This window comes from Glaciecola sp. MF2-115 (assembly GCF_047250385.1).
In the GTDB taxonomy this organism is placed as follows: Bacteria; Pseudomonadota; Gammaproteobacteria; order Enterobacterales; family Alteromonadaceae; genus Glaciecola.
Genome location: NZ_JBLBVM010000056.1, coordinates 139,883 through 161,198, shown reverse-complemented (window position 1 = coordinate 161,198; position 21,316 = coordinate 139,883). Strand labels below are relative to the sequence as shown.

Annotated in this window: 17 protein-coding genes; 5 read left to right on the top strand and 12 right to left on the bottom strand. The window is 40.9% G+C overall.

Annotated features, from left to right (window positions below):
* Nucleotides 1-7 precede the first annotated feature (7 nt).
* Together ACKLNX_RS15960 and ACKLNX_RS15955 are read right to left on the bottom strand one after the other, a co-directional pair.
* Nucleotides 8-1,339, bottom strand: coding sequence for a glycosyltransferase (locus tag ACKLNX_RS15960; RefSeq protein WP_412973059.1), 1,332 nt, complete (start codon nucleotides 1,337-1,339; stop codon nucleotides 8-10).
* Nucleotides 1,323-2,567: a GGDEF domain-containing protein gene (locus ACKLNX_RS15955; RefSeq protein ID WP_412973058.1), complete on the bottom strand. Its 1,245-nt coding sequence runs from the start codon at nucleotides 2,565-2,567 to the stop codon at nucleotides 1,323-1,325. The genes ACKLNX_RS15960 and ACKLNX_RS15955 overlap by 17 nt, the downstream gene beginning before the upstream one ends.
* Nucleotides 2,568-3,128: 561 nt before the next feature.
* Here ACKLNX_RS15955 and ACKLNX_RS15950 point away from each other — a divergent pair.
* Nucleotides 3,129-3,974 (top strand): HDOD domain-containing protein, encoded by an 846-nt coding sequence (locus tag ACKLNX_RS15950; protein WP_412973057.1) that lies wholly within the window; start codon nucleotides 3,129-3,131, stop codon nucleotides 3,972-3,974.
* Between the two features lie 32 nt (nucleotides 3,975-4,006).
* On the opposite strand, the gene ACKLNX_RS15945 is transcribed toward ACKLNX_RS15950, so the two are convergent.
* Nucleotides 4,007-4,810, bottom strand: a complete 804-nt coding sequence (locus ACKLNX_RS15945; RefSeq protein WP_412973056.1) for an acyl-CoA thioesterase — start codon at nucleotides 4,808-4,810, stop codon at nucleotides 4,007-4,009.
* Nucleotides 4,811-4,998: 188 nt separating this feature from the next.
* On the opposite strand from ACKLNX_RS15945, the gene ACKLNX_RS15940 reads away from it, so the two are divergent.
* Both ACKLNX_RS15940 and ACKLNX_RS15935 read left to right on the top strand, forming a co-directional pair.
* The gene (locus ACKLNX_RS15940) at nucleotides 4,999-6,315 is read left to right on the top strand and encodes a spinster family MFS transporter (protein ID WP_412973348.1); all 1,317 of its coding nucleotides are present in this window, start codon (nucleotides 4,999-5,001) and stop codon (nucleotides 6,313-6,315) included.
* A gap of 47 nt (nucleotides 6,316-6,362) precedes the next feature.
* Complete coding sequence (locus ACKLNX_RS15935) at nucleotides 6,363-7,229, top strand: alpha/beta fold hydrolase (protein ID WP_412973055.1); 867 nt, start codon at nucleotides 6,363-6,365, stop codon at nucleotides 7,227-7,229.
* 69 nt (nucleotides 7,230-7,298) lie between these two features.
* Here the strand turns inward: ACKLNX_RS15935 and glgC are convergent, their stop codons facing one another.
* Together glgC and ACKLNX_RS15925 are read right to left on the bottom strand one after the other, a co-directional pair.
* Nucleotides 7,299-8,561 (bottom strand): glucose-1-phosphate adenylyltransferase, encoded by a 1,263-nt coding sequence (glgC, locus tag ACKLNX_RS15930; RefSeq protein WP_411693728.1) that lies wholly within the window; start codon nucleotides 8,559-8,561, stop codon nucleotides 7,299-7,301.
* Nucleotides 8,562-8,693: 132 nt separating this feature from the next.
* Nucleotides 8,694-9,578, bottom strand: coding sequence for a mechanosensitive ion channel family protein (locus ACKLNX_RS15925; RefSeq protein ID WP_412973054.1), 885 nt, complete (start codon nucleotides 9,576-9,578; stop codon nucleotides 8,694-8,696).
* 169 nt (nucleotides 9,579-9,747) lie between these two features.
* Between ACKLNX_RS15925 and ACKLNX_RS15920 the strand changes: the two genes are divergently transcribed.
* The gene (locus tag ACKLNX_RS15920) at nucleotides 9,748-11,001 is read left to right on the top strand and encodes an MFS transporter permease (protein ID WP_412973053.1); all 1,254 of its coding nucleotides are present in this window, start codon (nucleotides 9,748-9,750) and stop codon (nucleotides 10,999-11,001) included.
* Nucleotides 11,002-11,065: 64 nt separating this feature from the next.
* Here the strand turns inward: ACKLNX_RS15920 and ACKLNX_RS15915 are convergent, their stop codons facing one another.
* The 6 genes from ACKLNX_RS15915 to ACKLNX_RS15890 form a co-directional block, all read right to left on the bottom strand.
* Nucleotides 11,066-11,965: a hydroxymethylglutaryl-CoA lyase gene (locus tag ACKLNX_RS15915; protein WP_412973052.1), complete on the bottom strand. Its 900-nt coding sequence runs from the start codon at nucleotides 11,963-11,965 to the stop codon at nucleotides 11,066-11,068.
* A gap of 34 nt (nucleotides 11,966-11,999) precedes the next feature.
* Nucleotides 12,000-14,003, bottom strand: a complete 2,004-nt coding sequence (locus tag ACKLNX_RS15910; protein ID WP_412973051.1) for an acetyl/propionyl/methylcrotonyl-CoA carboxylase subunit alpha — start codon at nucleotides 14,001-14,003, stop codon at nucleotides 12,000-12,002.
* Complete coding sequence (locus tag ACKLNX_RS15905) at nucleotides 14,000-14,794, bottom strand: enoyl-CoA hydratase/isomerase family protein (RefSeq protein ID WP_412973050.1); 795 nt, start codon at nucleotides 14,792-14,794, stop codon at nucleotides 14,000-14,002. Before ACKLNX_RS15905 ends, ACKLNX_RS15910 begins: the two co-directional genes overlap by 4 nt.
* Before the next feature lie 52 nt (nucleotides 14,795-14,846).
* A complete protein-coding gene (locus ACKLNX_RS15900; RefSeq protein ID WP_412973049.1) occupies nucleotides 14,847-16,454 on the bottom strand; it encodes a carboxyl transferase domain-containing protein in 1,608 nt (535 codons plus the stop codon).
* A gap of 137 nt (nucleotides 16,455-16,591) precedes the next feature.
* On the bottom strand, nucleotides 16,592-17,761 hold the full coding sequence (locus ACKLNX_RS15895) for an isovaleryl-CoA dehydrogenase (protein ID WP_412973048.1): 1,170 nt from the start codon (nucleotides 17,759-17,761) through the stop codon (nucleotides 16,592-16,594).
* A complete protein-coding gene (locus tag ACKLNX_RS15890; protein WP_411693736.1) occupies nucleotides 17,758-18,156 on the bottom strand; it encodes a MerR family transcriptional regulator in 399 nt (132 codons plus the stop codon). Before ACKLNX_RS15890 ends, ACKLNX_RS15895 begins: the two co-directional genes overlap by 4 nt.
* 190 nt (nucleotides 18,157-18,346) lie before the next feature.
* Between ACKLNX_RS15890 and ACKLNX_RS15885 the strand changes: the two genes are divergently transcribed.
* Nucleotides 18,347-19,519 carry a thiolase family protein gene (locus tag ACKLNX_RS15885; RefSeq protein ID WP_411693737.1) on the top strand — a complete coding sequence of 391 codons (1,173 nt, stop codon included), beginning with the start codon at nucleotides 18,347-18,349 and terminating at the stop codon, nucleotides 19,517-19,519.
* Between the two features lie 118 nt (nucleotides 19,520-19,637).
* Here ACKLNX_RS15885 and ACKLNX_RS15880 read toward each other — a convergent pair whose 3' ends face one another.
* On the bottom strand, nucleotides 19,638-21,284 hold the full coding sequence (locus tag ACKLNX_RS15880; RefSeq protein ID WP_412973047.1) for a DUF342 domain-containing protein: 1,647 nt from the start codon (nucleotides 21,282-21,284) through the stop codon (nucleotides 19,638-19,640).
* Nucleotides 21,285-21,316 lie beyond the last annotated feature (32 nt).

Here is a 21,316-nt window from a genome sequence, read left to right as displayed (position 1 = left end):
ACAGCCTCTAGTCATTTGATAGAGCGTCGTGTAAGCGCGTTTTTGCCTCAATCCATTGACTCATATACTTTGTGCTACTCATAGTATGATGTTGCATTACTTGGCCTAAGAAGTGACGTTGTCGATGTTGTGATAAGTTGCTAAGAATGTCATCGAGCCTCGTCATTAATTGCTGAGACTGATTTTCAAAATTAAATACAGAGGAAAATAGTAGATCGCTTTTTTTGCTAGCTTTGGACCATGCTTCGGAATCCGCATAAAGCGCTATTGAGGATTCTATAAATGCATCATGAGATTGATTTAAATCACAGATTGCGCCAGGCCAATGTTCCTTATCGAGATAGTCAGGAAGAAGCCCTTCAGAACCAATACTTGTAGTCACGGAAGGTGTTCGACACTGCATGGCATCAACGAGCTTTCCTTTAATACCTGCACCAAAATTGAGTGGTGCTAGCAACACTCGTGCACTTCCAATAACCTCCATCGCATCTTTTGCAAATCCATGCACTAAAAAACCTTCTTTTTTATTCTCCAGTTGTTTTGCTTTTGGCGTTAAATATGAACCATAAATATGACAGCGGGCTTTTGGAAAAGCTTTGTGAATGGCTGGCCAGATATGTTGTTTGAGAGTGAGCACCGCATCCCAATTTGGAGCATGTCTAAAGCTACCTATGCTAACGAAGTCAGTGCGTTCATCAAAGCTCTTTGCCGAGTTCTTTACCGAGTCCTTTGACGTCATGTTAGGTAGTAAAAACGGACAGTGATGTATTATAGATGCTGGAATGGTGAATACGCTAGAAAGTAGATCACATTCATAGTTAGACAGCAAAATGCTGAGGTCACAGCGCATGATAGATGCTAACTCTCGTTTACATAAATCGCTGTACATGAAAGCTTCAGCATTGGTCTTATGGCTAAGTGTTTTTTTATCACTTAGGTTTGTTTTAGCATGTTTATATGCTTGATGTCGTGCATTTCGCAGAAAGTGAAGATCTTCGCAATCAAGGACCTTCATAGATTGCGGTGCTGCAGCGCTAACTCTCCACCCAAACTGTTCTTCACTAATGAAACGATCAAACACAGTAATGCTTGGCTTCAAATCACTTACAAATGCATCAAAACTACTGTCGTTTAAAACTATTTCTTTTTCGTTCACACCAATTGATTTCAACGAAGCAGAGTGGTCTGATTTATCAGCAGCACAGGCAAATGTGACGTTGTAGCCTCTATCTAAAAACAATCGAATGTAACTTAGTATATTTTGCCCTGCGGCAGTTGAGTTTGGTTCTGGCCAAACTAAGCCAACAAATAAAACCCGTTTGTTAGGCTGTTCTGACACAATTTCGTCCACCTTTTTTCGCTTTGTAAAGTGCAGTATCAGCTCTTTTAAGTGCCGCTTTGAAATCTTTACTGCCTTCCATGCTTTCTGCAATCCCGAAACTGCAGGTGACCCTGACGATATCCTTTTTATCAGGTTTCTGACGACGATGTTTGGCTTCGACTGCAGACTTTTTGGCTCTATGATGTGTGCGTATTGCCATTGGGTAAGATTCGATTGCAACGCGTAAATCTTCGATTGTTTCACGAATATCATCCATCGATCTTCCGTCAAAGACCAATGTGAACTCTTCACCGCCATACCTAAATGCTTTAGCTCGGTTACCTGTTCGCGCTATTTTACTGGCAACGAGTTTGATGACGTCGTCGCCCGACTCATGGCCATACTTATCATTAAACTTTTTGAAGAAATCGATATCTATCATAACTACGGCAAATTTAGGTCCAAGTTCTTCAGCATATTGAACCATAGAACGACGCCCAGGTATTCCGGTTAATTCATCATTAAAAGCCATTTTACGGCTACTAATGATGGCAGAACATAAACAAATCGTGCTAGCTAAAGTAGCAAACAGGATCATTGTTTGCGACGACATGTGAGCTATAGTAAATGAAGCAATAATAGCGATAGCCATTAGATAGATATTGTGAGCGTTTCTGAGGATCATAAACAGGAGAATGACACCGCTAATGCAAATCAGTATAGATTGTAAAGGGCTCAGCCAAAAATCATTGAAAGGCGACACCATTGCAATTGCGCTGAAGAACTCTTTAGATAAAATGATAGTCGGGGCTTCCATTTTAGCAATTACATAGCTAAAGAAAATCCAAGATATCAAACTTCCAAGCAAATAAATTAAACTCTTCAGTACCTTGTGTGCAGGTATTTTTACAAGCCCGAAAACGGGAAGAAGAATGATAAACGAACTTAACAAATGCTTGGTTTCAGCGAAGATTTTTAATTCTTCGTTAGCTAAAGTCAAATTCGGAAAAATATAAAAATGGGCACTTGTAATGAGCGCAATGATGCTTGCAACATACATTGTTAATGCCTGCCGCATAGCAAGGTTCAGAATAATAATAAAAATAAGACTGATTGTTACATAAGGTACGAATTCAATAATTGGCGCAGAGATAAATGTTAATGTTTTGTCATATGTATAAAACATCAAAATAACGGAAAATATTGCGACTAATATGAGGGGGCGGGCCGATTTTATTCCAGACATAACTCTTCTTAATTATCCGTGGACTATATAGTTAGAAAAATATACTGCTGCCTTTTGATAGTGTTTGGTCAGACATATGTGTACTGACTAAAAACGCAGCACTATTGTCGTAGTGCATTTTTGAGCAACTTAGAATAACGACGATTGCCTCATATCATTATTAAATTCAGCAGTTTAGTTACAGCTTATAGTTTCGCACCAATAATGTAACGACAAAAGTATAAAAGAAACACCTTAGTAGTAAACTATATACCTTGTTAGTCGATAAACTTGTATTGATGCGTTTTAAATAATGTTCGAAGAGTCACTAATTGTAATTAAAGCTTCAATAATATTTGATACTTTGTACATACTGAGTAAGTAATCGACGGTTTTCTGGTAAATATGAGCGATTTTCTTGAAGTCAGCCAATGAATAGTGTAGAAAAAGTATCAAAGGATTTAATTGGCGTATTCTTCAAACACTTTTACATTAGTGTTTAATGGTAAAGTCTCAGGTGATTGAGTGATTCAGAAATTCAATCGATACTGGAATGAAAGTAACAAAAGGAAATAGGCAATTATGAACGCTATTGATTATGCAAAAAAGGTGTCTGAGTTATTTGCTGTTCCAGAAACGGCAGCCAGAGTGAAAAGCCTAATTGATGACGAAAAATCAGACGCGAATAGCATTGGAAATGTTGTTATGTCTGATCCCGGACTTGCCGCGCATATTCTTAAAGTTGCCAACAGTGCTATCTATCGCTTTCCTCGTAAAATAGATAAAGTTCAACGCGCTATTCAAGTAATTGGTACTTCTGCAGTTTATGATTATGCACTTGTCTTTGGTGTTTCAAATGCGTTTAGTAGTGAACAGCGGCAATTTGTCGACTTAGATAAGTTTTGGGAGCAAAGTGTTTGTTGTGCCATTTTAGCCAAACATTTTGGCGAACTAAAAGGGATTAAAGACGCTGACAGACTTTTTATCAGCGGCTTATTGCATAACATTGGTGAACTGGTTGTTCTAAAAGTAAGCCCAAATAGAGCAAAGGATTGTGCACGCTTTGATACAAAAATCATGCCTAAAGAAAGTCAGCATGAATCATTAGGCTTTACATATGCTGAAATTTCCGCAGCCTTAAGTCAGCAGTGGTTGTTGCCAGATTCGATTGTATCCACATTGGCAATGCAGCATCATGACGATAGCGCTGCTGAAACTATTGATGTGCAAATAATGCAATTGGCGTATCAGCTTTCCATCATTAATACTTATTCACAGCATTATCAGTTAGAAAGTCACTTGCCTGCATTCTTATACGAATCACTCGGGTTAGACGACGAAGATATTGATGAAGCAATAGATAGCGCAAACTATCAAGTTGAGCAGATTATACACTTATTTAACCCTGACGTTTTTCAGGTAGCATAAAAACACCAGGGTTTAAATTTTTTACGACGGTATTAATCAAAAATAGCCACTGTTTGTCTACTAATGGCAATGAGCTCACCATCTTTATCCCAAATATTCGCTTCAGTATGAGCGTAACCATCTGCAGCTTGCCTTGTATGTGCTTGGTAGGCAAGCCAGTCATCACCAGAAATAGGGCGGTGAGGATGAATAAACTCAATATTCCAACTGACTGAACTTGCCGGAGCAGGCCATTTGAGCATTTGCAATATCGTTCCTGGAAAAGCATCAATAATGCAAATAAGATGAGCATCAGAAAATGTTTTTGGGGCTTTGGAGAATCTTGTCCAGCCATGGTAATGCGAGGTTTTTTTCCCCATAAACGGAATACTGCCCTCTACGAGAGCGAGATCGAGGTGTTTTAAAAATTTTGGCGTCACTTTCGGAATGGGAGGAATAAAATTGGCCTTTTTGGGCGCTGCCATATTGTGCTTGTCATCATTTGGTACACTGACTTTCGATTGACGACTATTGCCAAAGCAAATTTGTGCCATCACACAGGTTTTGTGATTCTGAATAGCTCTGGCTAGTATTTGAGATACATTTTTCCCTTCACGTAAAATTTCAATTGAAATAGTGAAGGGAAGTTCAGTCATCAATGGGCCAATAAAGTTTGTTGAGTTTGAGCGCATCACTCTATCATCGTCAACGTAAGCCTTTGCCGCTGCATACAATAAACCTGCAGACAAACCACCATACACAGTGCGTCCTTGCGCCCAACTTACAGGGATAACAAACTCTCTATTTGGGTGAGATTTCTGTTCTTTGGCAAGTGCCAATAGTTCATCGATGTGCATAATGTGGCCTATTAAAAATTTCTAACTGGTCGGATTAGTCTATTTTGTATTGAAGCATTCTGACTTGCAAGTAACTTCACCCTACTTATGCTTATATTCACAAATAATTAACATTAAGTGGCAATCATAACAAAGGTGATCCACTATGGTGATTCGAAACTATTCTAGGAGTGACTGTGGCGGATTCAATGCAAATACCCGATGTAGCAGAACAGGCGGAAATAAATAAACCAACAAGGGCATATCGCAATTATGTGCTTTTTATTCTAACCCTAGTTTATGCTTTCAATTTTATTGATCGTCAAATTATTGGAATTTTATCTCCGTTCATAAAAGCGGACCTTGGTTTGGACGATGCTCAACTCGGGCTTCTGAAAGGATTTGCATTTGCCTTACTGTATACAGTGGTGGGAATACCTATTGCATGGTTAGCAGACCGCTACAACCGAGTTAACATCATTGCGGTTTCTTTGACATTGTGGAGTGGATTTACAGCGCTATCCGGTCTTGCCGCTAATTTCTGGCAACTCGCTTTACTGCGCGTAGGTGTTGGAATAGGTGAAGCGGGAGGAAGCCCTCCTAGTCATTCCATATTGTCTGATTTATTTGATACAACAGAACGCGCTAAAGCATTAGCCGTATATTCTTTAGGTATTCCATTTGGCATCATGGCTGCTTATTTTGCTGCAGCATTCTTTTTGGATGGAGGTTCAGCAGATTGGCGTATTGTAATGATAAGCGTAGGTGTTCCTGGAGTTGCATTAGCCGTATTAATGAAGTTAACCATAAAGGAACCCACTAGAGCTGCGGTTGTAAACGGACCTAAGCAGATGCCATTTTTAATATCGGTCAAGCGTTTGTTAAAGATCCCAACGTGGTGGGGGATGTGCTTAGGTATTTCTTTCGGTTCATTTGGTAACTATGCCATTTCTACTTGGATTATCGATTTCTATGTGAGGATCCACCCTGATCTAGCCATACAGAAACTACTCATTGTTTTTGGTATTGTGAATGGAACTGCATACGCCTTAGGTGTCTGGTTAGGTGGCGTTATTGCAGATAAGTGGGGGAAAAAATCAAGACGTGCATACGCCTTACTGCCCACAATAGCGATGATTATTGGCGTACCTTGTTTCTTCTTCTCTTTGCATGTAGGGAATGTTTGGTTGTCTATTGGTTTAATGACGATCATGCTTTTTGGCAGCGGTATGTATCTAGGGCCATGCTTTGCGATAGCGCAAACATTGGCACCTGTAAATGCAAGAGCCATGTCGACGGCGCTCTTCTTTTTTGTATTAAATATTATTGCACTTGGCGGCGGACCAACAATTGTAGGTATCGTAAGTCAATCATTAGCTGTATCGATGGGGGAAGGTGAAGCATTAAGAATGTCATTAAGTTGGTTGTTGCTGCCATACTTATTAGCAATAGCCACTTTTTATTGGTCTTCTACAAAAATCGAACATGATTGGGGGGAAGCTGAAAGAATGCAGGCATTAGATTAGGTCTACTGTTAAAATAGAGGGAGTGTTAACTAGGGCAACATAAAACAATGAACGATAAAAATAGCGGGAACGATGGAAAAGAATTAATCGTGCACTTTGCCCATGCAAATGGATTTCCAGCGCAAAGTTATGCGAAGTTATTTTCTCAGCTTAGCAGTAATATCGAGCTCATAGCGCTTGATAAGTTTGCCCATAGTTCGGAGTTCCCGCTAAATAATAATTGGGAAAATCAAGCCGATGAGCTTATTCATTTTGTTGAGAAGGAACAAAGTTCAATAGGTGGTAATTTACCCATTGTTTTAGTAGGTCACTCCTTTGGGGCGGTGGTTTCTTATCTCGCCTGTTGTAAAAAGCCATCTTTATTTAGTGGTCTGATATTGCTTGATCCACCTTTGCTTACTGGCTTAGCTAGCTGGGTGTTTAGGTTTGCTAAAAAAGGGAAGCTGATTGACAAGCTCACGCCAGCGGGTAAGACGAAAATTAGAAACACGAAATGGCATCATAAGACTGATTTAATTCAGTATTTTAAGGCAAGGGCCTTATTTAAGAATATGGATATTGATTGCATTTCTGATTATGTCTCAGCGGTAATGCATGAGTATCAAGGGCAACGACAGCTAAACTTTGATGTAGAAGTAGAGGCAAACATATTTAGAACTATTCCCGTCAATTTGCACAAGCAATATGGCAAATTACAAGCTCCTTGCTACTTGTTAACCGGCAAGAACACCGATGTGTGTCGCCCAAAACAAATTAAACATTTTCTGAAAGGAAACCCAACGATCACACATCAATCGCTTGATTTTGGGGGCCACATGTTTCCACTAGAAAAACCAATAGAACTTGCAGCGCAACTCAATGACATTATTTCTGCATTTACTACTACTCGTCCAAATAAAAGTAATATAGTTTAAAGGCTTCAAAAATTGGTAAGCATAAAAAAGGGGCCAAAGCCCCTTTATGAAGACAAAATCATAGTAATTTTATTTGAGTTTTTCTAACTCTAACTTCGTCACTAGAACAACCCCGTTTTCAGACACTCGGAAGCCTCTAGCTCGATCGTTTTCATGATCATGACCAATAACCGTGTTCGGCGGTATTTGACAACCTCGATCGATAATTGCTTTTTTGATTTTTGAACCGGCACCAATAGTGACTTCCGGCAAAATGACAGTTTGTTCAACCAAACTGCCAGAGTTAACCCTGACATTTGAGAAACATATGCTTTCTGTGAGCGTTGCTCCTGAAATAATACATCCACCAGAAACCACAGAGTTTAGAGCGTCTCCACGATTCTCACTATTTTCCATAACGAACTTTGCTGGAGGAAGTTGTTCCTGATAAGTCCAAATAGGCCATTCTTTATCATAAATGTTCAATGCAGGTACTGGGGCAACCAATTCCATATTGGCTTCCCAGTATGAATCGAGCGTACCCACATCGCGCCAATAAGTGTCATTCTTGCTGCTTTTTGAAAATTCGAATGCATAAACTTCATGGTTGTCTATGATTGCTGGAATGATGTCTTTCCCGAAATCTCTTTCTGAGCCTGTTGTTTGTGAGTCTTGTTCTAATACTTCGAACAAAAAGTCAGTATCGAATACGTAATTCCCCATAGAAGCGAGGCACATGCCCGGTGAGCCTGGCAGTGGCGTCGGCTCTGACGGTTTTTCATTAAAGTCGACTATCTTGCCGGTTTCATCAACCGAAATTACTCCAAAAGCATTTCTAGCTTGTTCAATAGGAACAGCTATCGTGCTTACCGTCATTTTAGCGCCAGACTCAACATGTTGAGCAATGATGTGTCCATAATCTTGGCGATAAATATGGTCACCGGAGAGCACCATGACGTACTTTGGCAATTCGTTTCGAATAATGTCTATGTTTTGATATACCGCATCTGCGGTACCTTGGTACCACTCTTCAGAAAAACGTTGAGATGCGGGTAAGATTTCTACAGATTCGCCGAGTTCTTTTTTGAAATGTCCCCAACCTCTGACTAAATGTCGGATGAGTGAATGTGACTTGTATTGTGTTAACACGCCAATACTTCTAATTCCAGAATTGACACAGTTAGAAAGAGGGAAGTCGATTATTCGAAATTTACCGCCAAAATAAAGCGCTGGCTTAGCTCGCCAGTTTGTTAATTCGTGTAATCTTGAACCTCTGCCACCGGCCAATACAAGTGCGTAGGTGTCTTTGGTAAGATTACTAATATAACGTACGTTTCGATGTGTTTTTGACATTAAGGCATTCCTTTACAAAAAATTCAGCAGCAGAAACTTTTTTACTTCGAAAATTTAGAATGACGCAAGTAAAAAAGACACACTACAAAGAATATACTCTTTTTTCGGTTTTTGTATAGAAAACATGGCTATTTACTGCTCAGGAAGTGCTTTTACCTGCTCTTTTAGTAATGCTTTGTCGTTTTTTTCGAGACATTGGTGCCACAAACTAAAGAATTCTCTTGTGATTGCTTGTTGAATTTTCAAGTTTTGTTCAACCGGGCAAAATAGGTCAACGGTAATGCACACTTTTGCATACTGATTTGTGTGTACTTGGAAATGCGGCTCTATGCTAATAAAGTCGAGGTCCATTCTTTTTTCTATCACATTTTTATAACGCTCTGCGACGTCAGCGAAATCTGCACAATATTCGTTTGCTCTTTGCTCCAACTTTTCGATAATTGGATTAAGGTCTATCAAAGGTTCACAGGTTATAGTGAACTGATTCATACTGTATCTTCGCAGGAAGTTAAGGTTTTTAACCGTTTTAAGTAGAAGCTGATTATTGGGAATGAATAGGTGTTTACCTGTATAGCTATTTGAATGCAGGTCTACCTCGAGTAAGGTCACTTTTGTCCAATCGGCTACGATAACCTCACCAACACCATCTTGTACTTGTATCCAGTCACCAATGCGAAATGGACGGGCACTGAGGTAATAAATATAACCGATAAAGCACTGAATAAACTCTTTCGTCGCAAAAACGATTGCAAACATAAACGCAGCAATAGAAAGTGCAAATTGCTGAATTTCGCTAGACCAGAGCGCTAAGATTAGAAAAACTAAACTGATGTTTAGTGAATTATTTAAGGTGTTAACTTGTGAACGATAGTTTTTATTTAGCTTCTTTCCTCTATCCACAAGTACGCGTTTTAAAATCGACTTTACTACGGCAACCAAGATAATAAGACAGACAGAAATGACCGACTTTTGTAGGTTTGTATTTTCGAGGTAGACAAGATATGGGTCTACTAGCATGGATGTGTGTTACCTTTTCCGAAGGGAGAATTTTATGGCGCTAGGGTAACAGATTGATAAACCAAAGGCTAAAGACCAAACGAAAATCTAAACAAATTATTAAATTGAATTTAGATGAAACTAATCTCTGATATATTGCGTAAGTATACCCTATGAATAAAGGAAGTGTGTGAAAGATATCAGTGTAAAGTGGCGTATCGTATTGTCATTAATTTTGACAAAGTTAACCGATATTTTATTGTCCGCAAAAACAACTCTACCAACACTGTTGAATGCAGTGGGGGCTCCATCATGGATGCTCGGCTTGCTAGTGCCTTTGCGCGAGTCGGGTTCTTTACTGCCTCAAGCACTGATGGGAGCGTGGTTAAAAAACAAATCTGACCGACAGAAACCTTGGCTGTTCAGTATGGTGTTGCAATCTTTGTTTATCGCAATGATGTTCCTACTGCCATTGCTTCTTTTTCCTTACATGTGGAATATCGAAAGTGCAAGCTACGCTACGATCAGCGGCTTCATAATACTAGCGTCTTTATCAGGATTAAGTCTTTCAAGGGCGATGACCTCTTTAACGATGAAAGACATTCAAGGTGAGCATTTACGTAAAGGGATGCGTGGCAATGTCGTCGGTATTGCTTCTACTGCCGCCGGGGTCTTATCTTTGGTTTTTGCTACTTTTAGCTTCTTTTCGAGCACAATGAATGAGCAAATTTTACTTGTTATCGCGGGGGTTTGTTTGTTTGCGATGTGTCTCAGTATCCTGATATTAAAGAATATTGAAACGAAGGTAGACGCTGATAATGACAGCGATGAAAATACAACATCAATCAAAGATAAAGTAAGATCTTACATTGAGACATTCTCAGGGGATTTAGCTTATTTCATTTTGGTAAGATCCTGTTTTGTGCATACCGCCCTTATCGCACCTTTTTTTATTGTTTGGTCTTTAAATGCCTATCCGCAAAATACTCTAGTAAGCTTATCTAGTTTTATTATTGCTCAAGGCTCTGCAACCATTGTGTCGTCGTATATTTGGGGTAAGTTATCTGATTACGATGCGAGATTAACGATGCAACTTGGCGCTCTAATTGTATTCGTCATCTGTGTACTACTCTTAATCGTCATTCATTTTGGTTTCGCGCAATCACTCCCGCCAATCAGTTTTATTCTTTGTTACTTTGTCTTGAGTGTGGGGCACGAGGGTGCGCGTTCAGGAAGGAAAGTCTATGCCTTAGACATTAAGGATGGTGCGCAGAGAACAGATTTTATTGGTAAAGCCAATACCTCAATTGGCATTGTGATTTTACTGCTAGGTGTATTTTATTCGGCGATTACTTTTGCTGGAAACTTTGTTTTATTTTCATTGATGGCTGTGGGCTTAGCATTTGGGCTGATTATAAGTTTCAAGATGAAAAAGGAGAAATAATAGGCAGGGCTTGTGTAGACTAAAAAGAACGCTGAAGATCACTTTTCAGCGTTCGTACTCTTATCTAAGAAGTAGCAACACCAACTTTTGAAGCATTGTCTCTCTTGAGTTTAAGTGAAATATTTTTACCTACTTCAATTAACTTGTGAAGATCTATGCCAGTATCAATACCCATATTGTGAAGCATGTAGACCACATCCTCAGATGATACGTTCCCAGAAGCACCCTTAGCATATGGACAGCCCCCTAAACCTGCGACTGAACTGTCAACGATCCTAATACCAAGTTGAATAGCGGTTAGGATATTAGCTAAGGCTTGACCATAAGTATCATGAAAATGTACGGCCAACTGCTGCTTTGGAATATGTTCAAGGCAAGCCTCAATTAACGCTTTTGTTTTCAGTGGTGTGCCGACGCCGATGGTATCGCCGAGCGAAATTTCATAGCACCCCATATCTAATAAAGCTTTACTGACATTAACCACATCAGCCACTTTGATATCACCTTCGTAAGGGCAACCCAGTACACATGACACATAGCCTCGAACGGGGATATTCATTTGCTGAGCTTTTTCTACCAATGGTCTGAAGCGCTCTAGGCTTTCTTCAATGCTGCAATTGATATTCTTTTGCGAAAAACTTTCAGAAGCCGCGCCAAAAACAGCGACTTCCTCAGTGTTCACTTCCATCGCAAGATCAAAGCCCTTCATATTCGGTGTTAGAGCACTATAACGGATACCAGGCTTACGCTCGATCTTTCGCATAACTTCATCGGAAGAAGCCATTTGCGGTACCCACTTTGGGGATACAAAACTGCCCGCTTCAATGCGTTTTAGTCCGACCGTTGAAAGTGCATTAACTAGATCAATCTTATCTTGTGCACTTAAGCTACTGGCTTCGTTTTGCAAACCATCACGAGGGCCAACTTCAACAATTTCAACGGTTTTTGGAAGTAAATCAAACATCGATATCACCTTGTTTTAATGTATTTATGATGCTTTACTCTGATTCGTCTGCAGTAATATCAATTAATGCAACACCACCACTGACTAAATCACCGGTACTGAAGTAACATTCTGCCACAATACCGTCGTAGGGAGCTTTAATGCTGTGCTCCATTTTCATCGCTTCAACAATAATAAGTTGCTGGCCTTTTTTCACTTTTTCACCAGCTTTAACTAGCAGAGCTACGACCGTACCATTCATAGGTGCGGTTACAGAGTTAGCATGGTCGTCTTCACCAGTCTCACCTAAGTCGGGCTGCACTACTTCCGCACACAATATACCTTGCGGTGTGAACAAGCTGATGTGATTTGAATTAAGCATTATAGGGTAGCGAGCTTTTATGCCATCGATTGTGCAAGTGAGTATGTCATCTGCTAACGTGCCTGAAGCTAAATATTCGCGCTCATCAATACTAATCATCCAACTTCTATCAGCATTGATAGTAGTAAAAGCAGTATAGTTTTTGTCGTTAACGGTTAGTTCAAGCGCACTTTTGTGGCTTAAATTACTGCGATAGCTGTCGTGTTTTTGCCAAGGTGACGTTTGTAAAACACCTTCTGAATCAGCGCTGATGCTGTTGTGTTCCAATAAAAGTTGTCCTAGCAACAATGCTGGCAGGTATTTATCTACCTCAACACTAGTCTGAGTGCTTATACTGTCATTGTGGCGTTCAATAAAGTCAGTTGTTAACTTCGCTTCTTTGAAGGGTGTTGAACCCGCTATTCTGCGCAAATAATCAATATTTGTGGTTACGCCACCAATAGCGTATTCGCCTAAACATGTCTCTAGACGAGACAAAGCTTTTTCTCGGTCCTCATCCCAAACTATGAGCTTGGCAATCATCGGATCGTAATAGATAGAGACTTCGTCGCCTTGTAAAACACCTGTGTCGACGCGCACATTGCTATTGGTTTTTGGTGTTTTTAATAAGTGCAATGTACCTGTTGATGGCAAGAAGTCATTATTTGGATCTTCTGCATAAACTCTTGCTTCAAATGAATGCCCGTGTATTTTTAAGTCAGATTGCTTTTTCGGTAGAAGCTCGTTGTTGGCTACTCTAATTTGCCATTCAACTAGATCTTCACCTGTAATCATCTCAGTTACAGGGTGCTCAACTTGTAGCCTCGTGTTCATTTCCATGAAATAGAAGCTTCCGTCAGTATCAAGCAGGAATTCAACCGTTCCAGCACCTGAGTAATTGATGGCGAAGGCTGCTTTTAACGCGGCTTCACCCATCTTAGCTCGTAACTCTTCTGACATATTTGGAGCCGGGGCTTCTTCGATGACTTTTTGATGGCGGCGTTGAATAGAACAGTCACGTTCGAATAGGTACACGCCATTTTTATGGTTGTCACAGAAAACTTGAATTTCAACGTGGCGTGGCTCAGTTAAATATTTTTCAACGAGCATTTTGTCATCACTAAAACTCGACATTGCTTCACGTTTTGCGGCTGCCAATGCGTCGTCGAACTCGGCTTCAGACCAAACTTGACGCATCCCTTTACCGCCGCCACCTGCAGTTGCTTTCAGCAGAACAGGGTAACCCATTTCGTTTGCGCTTCGTTTTATAATAGCAGGATCTTGATCATCACCGTGATAACCAGGTACAAGTGGTACGCCGGCTTCTTCCATAATTTGCTTAGCGGCAGATTTTGAGCCCATTGCTTCGATAGCTTCTATCGTTGGGCCAATAAATATAATACCTTCTTGAGCACAATCTTTAGCGAACTGAGCATTCTCAGATAGGAACCCATAACCAGGATGGATGGCATCAACATTGAGCGCTTTTGCTTGCTGAAGAATATAAGTGCCACGTAAATAGCTGTCTTTTGACGGGGCAGGGCCTATACAGATAGCTTCATCAGCGTGCTTTACATGTAAAGCGTTTGCATCCACATCCGAATAAACAGCAACGGTTGTGATACCCATCGCTTTTGCTGTTTTAATTACGCGGCAGGCGATCTCACCTCGGTTAGCAATTAGTATTTTCTTAATCATGCTTTTTTCCAATTTGGAGAGCGCTTCTCTAAAAACGCAGTTAAACCTTCCTGTCCTTCGTCTGAGACGCGAACACTAGCAATCAAATCACTGGTTAAATCGATTAACTGGTCATCAATCGCTGAGTAACTAATGTTATTTATGAGTTGTTTAGCTATTGAAATTGAACCCGGACCATTTTTCAGAAGTGGAGTAACAACACTTTGCACGCTTGCATCAAGCTCTTCTTCGCTGACAACTTCACTTAGTAATCCAATTCTTCTAGCTCTGCGTGAAGACAAAACCTCTGCAGTCATAAAGTAGCGTTTTGCCATTCTTGGTCCAATAGCTTCAATCACATATGGACTAATTGTTGCTGGAACCAAACCAAGCTTCACTTCACTTAAACAAAACTTACTCAACTTACTACCAATAGCAATATCACAACATGCGACTAAGCCAACGCCACCACCGTACACAGCGCCCTGAACACGAGCAATGGTTGGTTTGTTTAGATTGTAAAGCGAACTAAAAAGACGTGCTAAATTACCAGCATCTTGCTTATTCTCCTCATAGGAATAGCTGGCCATTTTCTTCATCCAGTTAAGATCAGCACCGGCGCAGAATGATTTACCCGTCGCTGCAAGTATCATCACTCTCACATCATTATTATTATGAATAGACTCGAAAGCATTGATCAGCTCGGCGATGACGACATCGTCAAAGGCATTATGAATATGCGGGCGATTAAGAGTAACGGTAGCAACACCGCGCTCATCAATGTCCATCGTAATTGCTTGTTGTTCTGTCATTTTTTTCTCCATCTGTAAGCTAAAAGCAATCTAATGACTGCTTTAGGCTGGCTTACATTCTGAATACACCAAATTTTGTTTCTTCGATTTCTTTGTTCATCGAAGCTGAAATTGCTAAGCCCAATACACGTCGTGTATCGGCAGGGTCAATAACACCGTCATCCCATAAGCGTGCCGATGCGAAGTAGGGGTGACCTTGTTTTTCGTAAGTCTCAATTACAGGCTTTTTAACAGCTTGCTCTTGTTCCGCCGTCCAATCTTCCCCAGCTCTTGTTGCTTGATCTTTTTTAACTTGTGCTAGCACGCCAGCAGCTTGCTCGCCGCCCATCACTGAAATGCGCGCGTTCGGCCACATAAATAAGAATCTTGGATCGTAAGCACGACCACACATCCCGTAATTTCCAGCGCCAAAACTACCGCCAATTAAGACTGTAAATTTAGGCACTTTTGCACACGCAACGGCGGTTACCATTTTGGCACCATGTTTAGCAATACCACCTGATTCATATTGCTTACCAACCATGAAACCAGTGATGTTTTGTAGGAAAACGAGTGGGATCTTACGTTGTGAACACAATTCAATGAAATGCGCACCTTTCTGGGCTGATTCTGAAAATAAGATGCCATTGTTTGCGACGATACCAACGTTATAGCCTTCAATGCGAGCGAAGCCACAAATAAGTGTTGTACCGTACAATGCTTTGAATTCGTGGAATTCAGAACCATCGACCACACGTGCGATCACTTCTCTCACGTCATAGGTCTTTTTGGTATCTTTAGGGATCACGCCATATATTTCTCGAGTATCGTACAATGGTGGCACGGACGCTTTCTTATCAGCGACAATTGGGCGGTTGCGATTTAAGCGTGCGACGGCATCTCGTGCTATTTGTAGAGCATGATGATCATTGTTTGCTAAGTGATCTACTACACCTGATGTTCTGCAGTGTACGTCCCCGCCACCTAGTTCTTCCGCTGAAACTACTTCACCCGTAGCCGCTTGCACTAGTGGAGGCCCACCTAAGAATATTGTTCCTTGTTCACGCACGATAATTGACTCATCGGCCATTGCAGGCACATAAGCACCGCCTGCTGTACATGAGCCCATGACTACCGCTATTTGAGGAATATTTTGCGCAGATAAATTCGCTTGGTTAAAGAAAATGCGACCAAAATGCTCTCTATCTGGAAATACATCTTCTTGTCTTGGTAAATTGGCACCACCAGAATCTACCAAATAGATGCAAGGTAGATTATTCTGTTCAGCGATAGTTTGTGCTCGTAAATGTTTTTTAACAGTTAGAGGGTAGTACGTACCACCTTTCACCGTTGCATCGTTTGCAACGATAATACATTCAACACCCGATACTCTACCAATACCTGCAATAACGCCAGCGCAAGGCACATAGTCGTCATAAACTTCCCAAGCGGCAAGTTGAGATATTTCTAAGAACGCACTATTTTTGTCAATTAATGCGTTAATACGTTCTCGCGGAAGTAGCTTACCTCTGTCGGTATGACGCTTACAGGCTTTTTCACCACCGCCTTGAGACAATTGACTGACTAAACGATTTAAGTCATCTACTTGCGCCTGCATGTGGGCGACATTCTCAGAGAACTCTTGGCTATTAACATTTATTTTTGAAGTAATCTTGGGCACTTATGCACCTCGTTTAATGGCTTTTTGAATACAAAATCGGTTTTATTTGGTTCTAATCTCGCAATGGCAATATCCGTGATGTCGCCTAAGTATAGACAACATCAATAACGACGACATTACCATTGCGCTAGTTTGCTTTAAAGCGACTCTTTGAACAGCTCACGACCAATTAGCATGCGACGTATTTCGCTGGTTCCTGCGCCAATCTCATAAAGCTTGGCGTCACGCAAGAGTCTGCCTGCAGAGTATTCATTGATATAACCGTTTCCACCTAACAATTGAATGGCATCTAATGCCATCTTAGTTGCTAATTCTGCGCTATACAAAATCGCACCAGCAGCATCCTTACGGGTTGTTTCTCCTCGGTCACATGAACGAGCAACTGCGTAGACATAAGCTCGTGCGGCATTCATTTGGGTGTACATATCAGCCACTTTACCTTGGACCAATTGGAATTCGCCAATGGATTGACCAAATTGCTTACGATCATGAATATAAGGAACGACTAGGTCCATGCATGCTTGCATGATCCCTAATGGGCCGCCTGATAAAACTAAACGTTCATAATCAAGTCCACTCATAAGTACTTTAACGCCACCGCCAAGTTCACCGACAATGTTCTCTGCGGGTACTTCACAATCTTGAAATACAAGTTCACAGGTATTTGATGAACGCATGCCCAATTTATCGAGTTTTTGTGCTTGTGTGAAACCAGGGAAATCTTTTTCAACGATAAATGCGGTAATACCGCGAGCACCAGCACTGGTGTCGGTTTTAGCGTAAATAATAAAGACGTGAGCATCAGGACCATTAGTAATCCACATCTTGTTACCATTGAGTACGTATTTATCGCCGACTTTATCAGCTTTTAATTTCATACTAACAACATCCGAGCCTGCATTAGGCTCGCTCATTGCTAAGGCTCCAATGTGCTCACCAGAAACTAGTTTAGGTAAGTATTTTTCTTTTTGAGCTTGCGTACCATTTTTTGCTAATTGGTTTACACATAGGTTTGAATGAGCTCCGTAGCTCAATCCAATGCCTGCAGAAGCTCTTGAAATTTCTTCCATAGCGACAGTGTGCGCAAGGTAGCCCATGTCTGAACCGCCGAACTCTTCACTTACAGTCACACCTAGCAGGCCCATATCGCCAAATTTTGTCCAGAGCTGATTAGGAAACATATTGTCTTCATCGGCTTTCTCAGCAAGAGGTGCTATTTCAGTTTGAGCGAAGTTGTATACGTGATCTCGAAGCATATCAATGTCTTCACCAAGACCGAAATTTAATGTTGGGTAGGGCGCATTCATAGGTTGTTACCTCTTTGCAATTCAGTTAATTCATCTTTACAACGTGCTTCCACGTCGTCCAGTTCATTCATCAGCATTTTTATGTCGTTTAATTGTTGATTCAGCACAGCTCTTTTTTGTTCTGTTAATGCCAACATTGTTTCTAGCTGCACTGCACTGTTAAGGTTGGTATCATACAAATCGAAAAGCGTTTTTATTTCTGCTAGTGAGAAGCCTAGTCGCTTACCACGAAGAATCAATTTTAGTCTGACTTTATCTTTCAAATGGTATATTCGACTCTGACCTTGACGCTCGGGCACTAAAAGTCCTTGTTCTTCGTAGAAACGAATAGAACGTGCAGTAATATCAAACAACTTTGACAATTCGCCAATTGAATATTGCTGTTGTTGAGACATGTCGATACCTTTTTTTCTTCTTAACCTTTACGTTAACGTAAAGCTGGGTTAACGTAAAGGTAAAGCAAAGTTAAGTTCAGATCAACAAAATTCAATCGAAACAACGCTTACTACTAAAGTAGGCTGTTAATTGGCCTAAGGTCATTTATAGTCTAGTAGTGGGTTATTTTATTAACAACAGGACAAATGTATGAGTGATTCAATTGTAATAGTGGCAGCAAAACGAACACCAATGGGTGGCTTTATGGGAGCTTTGTCGGCAGTTTCGTCAACAGAGTTGGGAGCAACTGCAATACAAGCTGCAATTGAAGGTATTGATTCTTCTGTCATTGATGAAGTGATAATGGGCTGCGTATTACCAGCGGGTCTAGGCCAAGCGCCAGCGCGTCAAGCAACTTTGGGCGCGGGTTTACCATTGGCCGCAGGTGCTACAACAATCAATAAGGTCTGTGGTTCAGGAATGAAAGCTATTATGCTTGCACATGACCTAATTAGTGCTGGAAGTGCAGAAGTCATCGTGGCTGGCGGCATGGAAAGCATGAGTAATGCACCGTACATCTTACCAAAAGCGAGAGCTGGTTATCGTATGGGACATGGTCAAGTAATGGATCATATGATGTTGGACGGCCTAGAAAACGCCTATGATGGCAAAGCAATGGGATGTTTTGCGCAGGATACAGCCGATTTAGAAGGCATAACAAGAGAGCAAATGGATGAGTTTGCGCTCAGTTCACTTTCAAAAGCAAGCCAAGCAATTGCCGACGGCGCATTTGTTGACGAGATTGCACCAGTCACGGTTTCCAGTCGCAGAGGCGATGTGATCGTTGACACAGATGAAGGCCCGGGCAATGCTAGACCCGAAAAGATTCCTGCTTTGCGCCCCGCGTTTAAAAAAGACGGCACAGTCACTGCAGCTAACTCAAGCTCTATTTCTGATGGTGCTGCAGCCCTAGTTGTCATGACAGCATCTAAAGCAGCGGCTCTAGGACTCACACCGCTAGCAAAAATTGTTGCTCATGCAACTAATGCTATTAAGCCTGAAGACTTTACCGTTGCACCAGTAGGAGCCGTTGAGAAAGTATTTTCAAAAGCAGGTTGGACTAAGGATGACGTTGACTTGTTTGAAATTAATGAAGCGTTTGCCATGGTCACGATGTTAGGTGTGAGTAAATTAGGCTTAGATCCAAGTAAAGTAAATATCAAAGGTGGCGCTTGCGCATTAGGACATCCAATTGGTGCCTCAGGTGCGCGAATCGTTGTTTCATTACTTCATGCCCTTAATCAAAAAGGCTTGAAAAAAGGTGTTGCCGCGTTGTGTATCGGTGGTGGAGAAGCGACCGCACTAGCAGTAGAAATGCTTTAAGCTTAAGCAGAAAGGCCTGATGTCGGCAACATACCAACGTCAGGCCTCGATTCCATCCTGAGCAAGATGTCCAAGATTAAATTGTCTAAGTTATTAAACTTACGTCATCGTGTATATTTTATCTAAGCAAGGGGTGATACTTCCACTTACCACCAGATAATTTTATTACACATTTCAGGTATTCTTTCTCGGAGCGCCAGTTAGTTTTATTCATCTTTACAGATACGCCTTGAAATAGTTCTTTGTTAGCAACTATTTTCGCATTTTTTTCAAAATCTACTTTTGCCTGACTTAATTCTTGTTCTGTTATTTCCAACCAATCGAGCAGATGTTTTTCAGATTCTATTAGGGCTTCAATTTTACTCACACTATTGTTAAGAGCGCTCGGTACGTTTTTAGATTTCATATCGCGCAGTTTTACTGTGTGATCAAAGCTGTTTTCGCGTAATTGTTTTAAGTAAACCAACAATGAATCATATCGTGTATTCAATTGGTTAAAGGCGTCACTAAAATCGATATTCAAGGCGCTCCCCGAAACTGCTCCCACTGTACCAGCGCTTATTGTCGAACCGCACTGAATTGAACTGGCAAACAAACTTCCCATCGGCTTGTCTGGTTCACCTATTGTTACTTTGCCTTTACAATTAACGCGTGAATAAGCCAGCTGTTTTCGAACATTCAGGTTTTTGCCAGCTTTTATATCAAGACCTTGACCATGTTGAACGAAGACTGATCCTTTAGCTGTTAACTTACAATCTTCTTCATTCATCTTACCCATTGCGCCTTCAGTGATAATAATATCACCGTCTGCTTGTATATTTGCTGATTCGACAAAACCGTTAATTGTGACGTCACCCGTAGCAATTACGTGCATACTCTCAGTGACATCACCGTTTACGATAACAGCACCATCGTAATTAATATTACCTGTACCCACGTTGACGCCCTTCGTTTGGAAAGTGTCATTAACTGTCATGATGTTTTTAGCGAATTTTGGCTGACCAGTCACGTCAGCGATAATGACGTTTTCATCTTCTGGACTAATTGATGTGTTCGCACCTAGTTTGATAGGAAGCCAATTGCCTTCTTTTGATTTGATTGGTTTACCTGATACAGTAAATCCAGTTCTTCCTTTGCTCGGTGGAACTCTTCTTGCAACGGCTATGTTTGCTTTCACGCATAAAATATCACCTAAATTACGCATATCGACTTTGTTATTGCCAGCTTCCTGAGGCTGTAAAATGCGCTCGAGGGCATTTGGAAAAATCGCTTTTATGTATGAAGGTTTACCATCTCTGGGAGGCAAACCTTTCGCAACAGTATCTGTGAATTCAAATCCACTGCCAACTTGAGATGCCTGAAAAAGGAGGCTTTCTACTCTTTTCTTACTAATACCGCGGCGAACACCATTTTCATGAAGCATTGCAATCACTTCTTCATAAGGTGGGATTGAACCATAGCAAGGTGATTCAACTACTAATTCAGCCTTCATTTCTTCATCTTTCAGATTGACCGTAAATTTAGCGTCCCTGACTTCGCCAACAACTTGTGTTTGTTCTTCAATACTATTTGCTTTTTTTGCGCCGTTGCTTCGTTCACATAGTGCTGAGATGCCATTTTCTAGAATGAAGACATCACGATATTCAGATGATTCAATGAAGGTTTTAAGCTCATTGGGCTGCAGAACGTCATCAATCAAAAGTGGATCGACTGTCGCAGTCAACTCTCTAGCGGATATGTCTAAGTTTAGCGTTACACCTTTCATATTGCGTATTTACACACCTTTTTACATTGTAA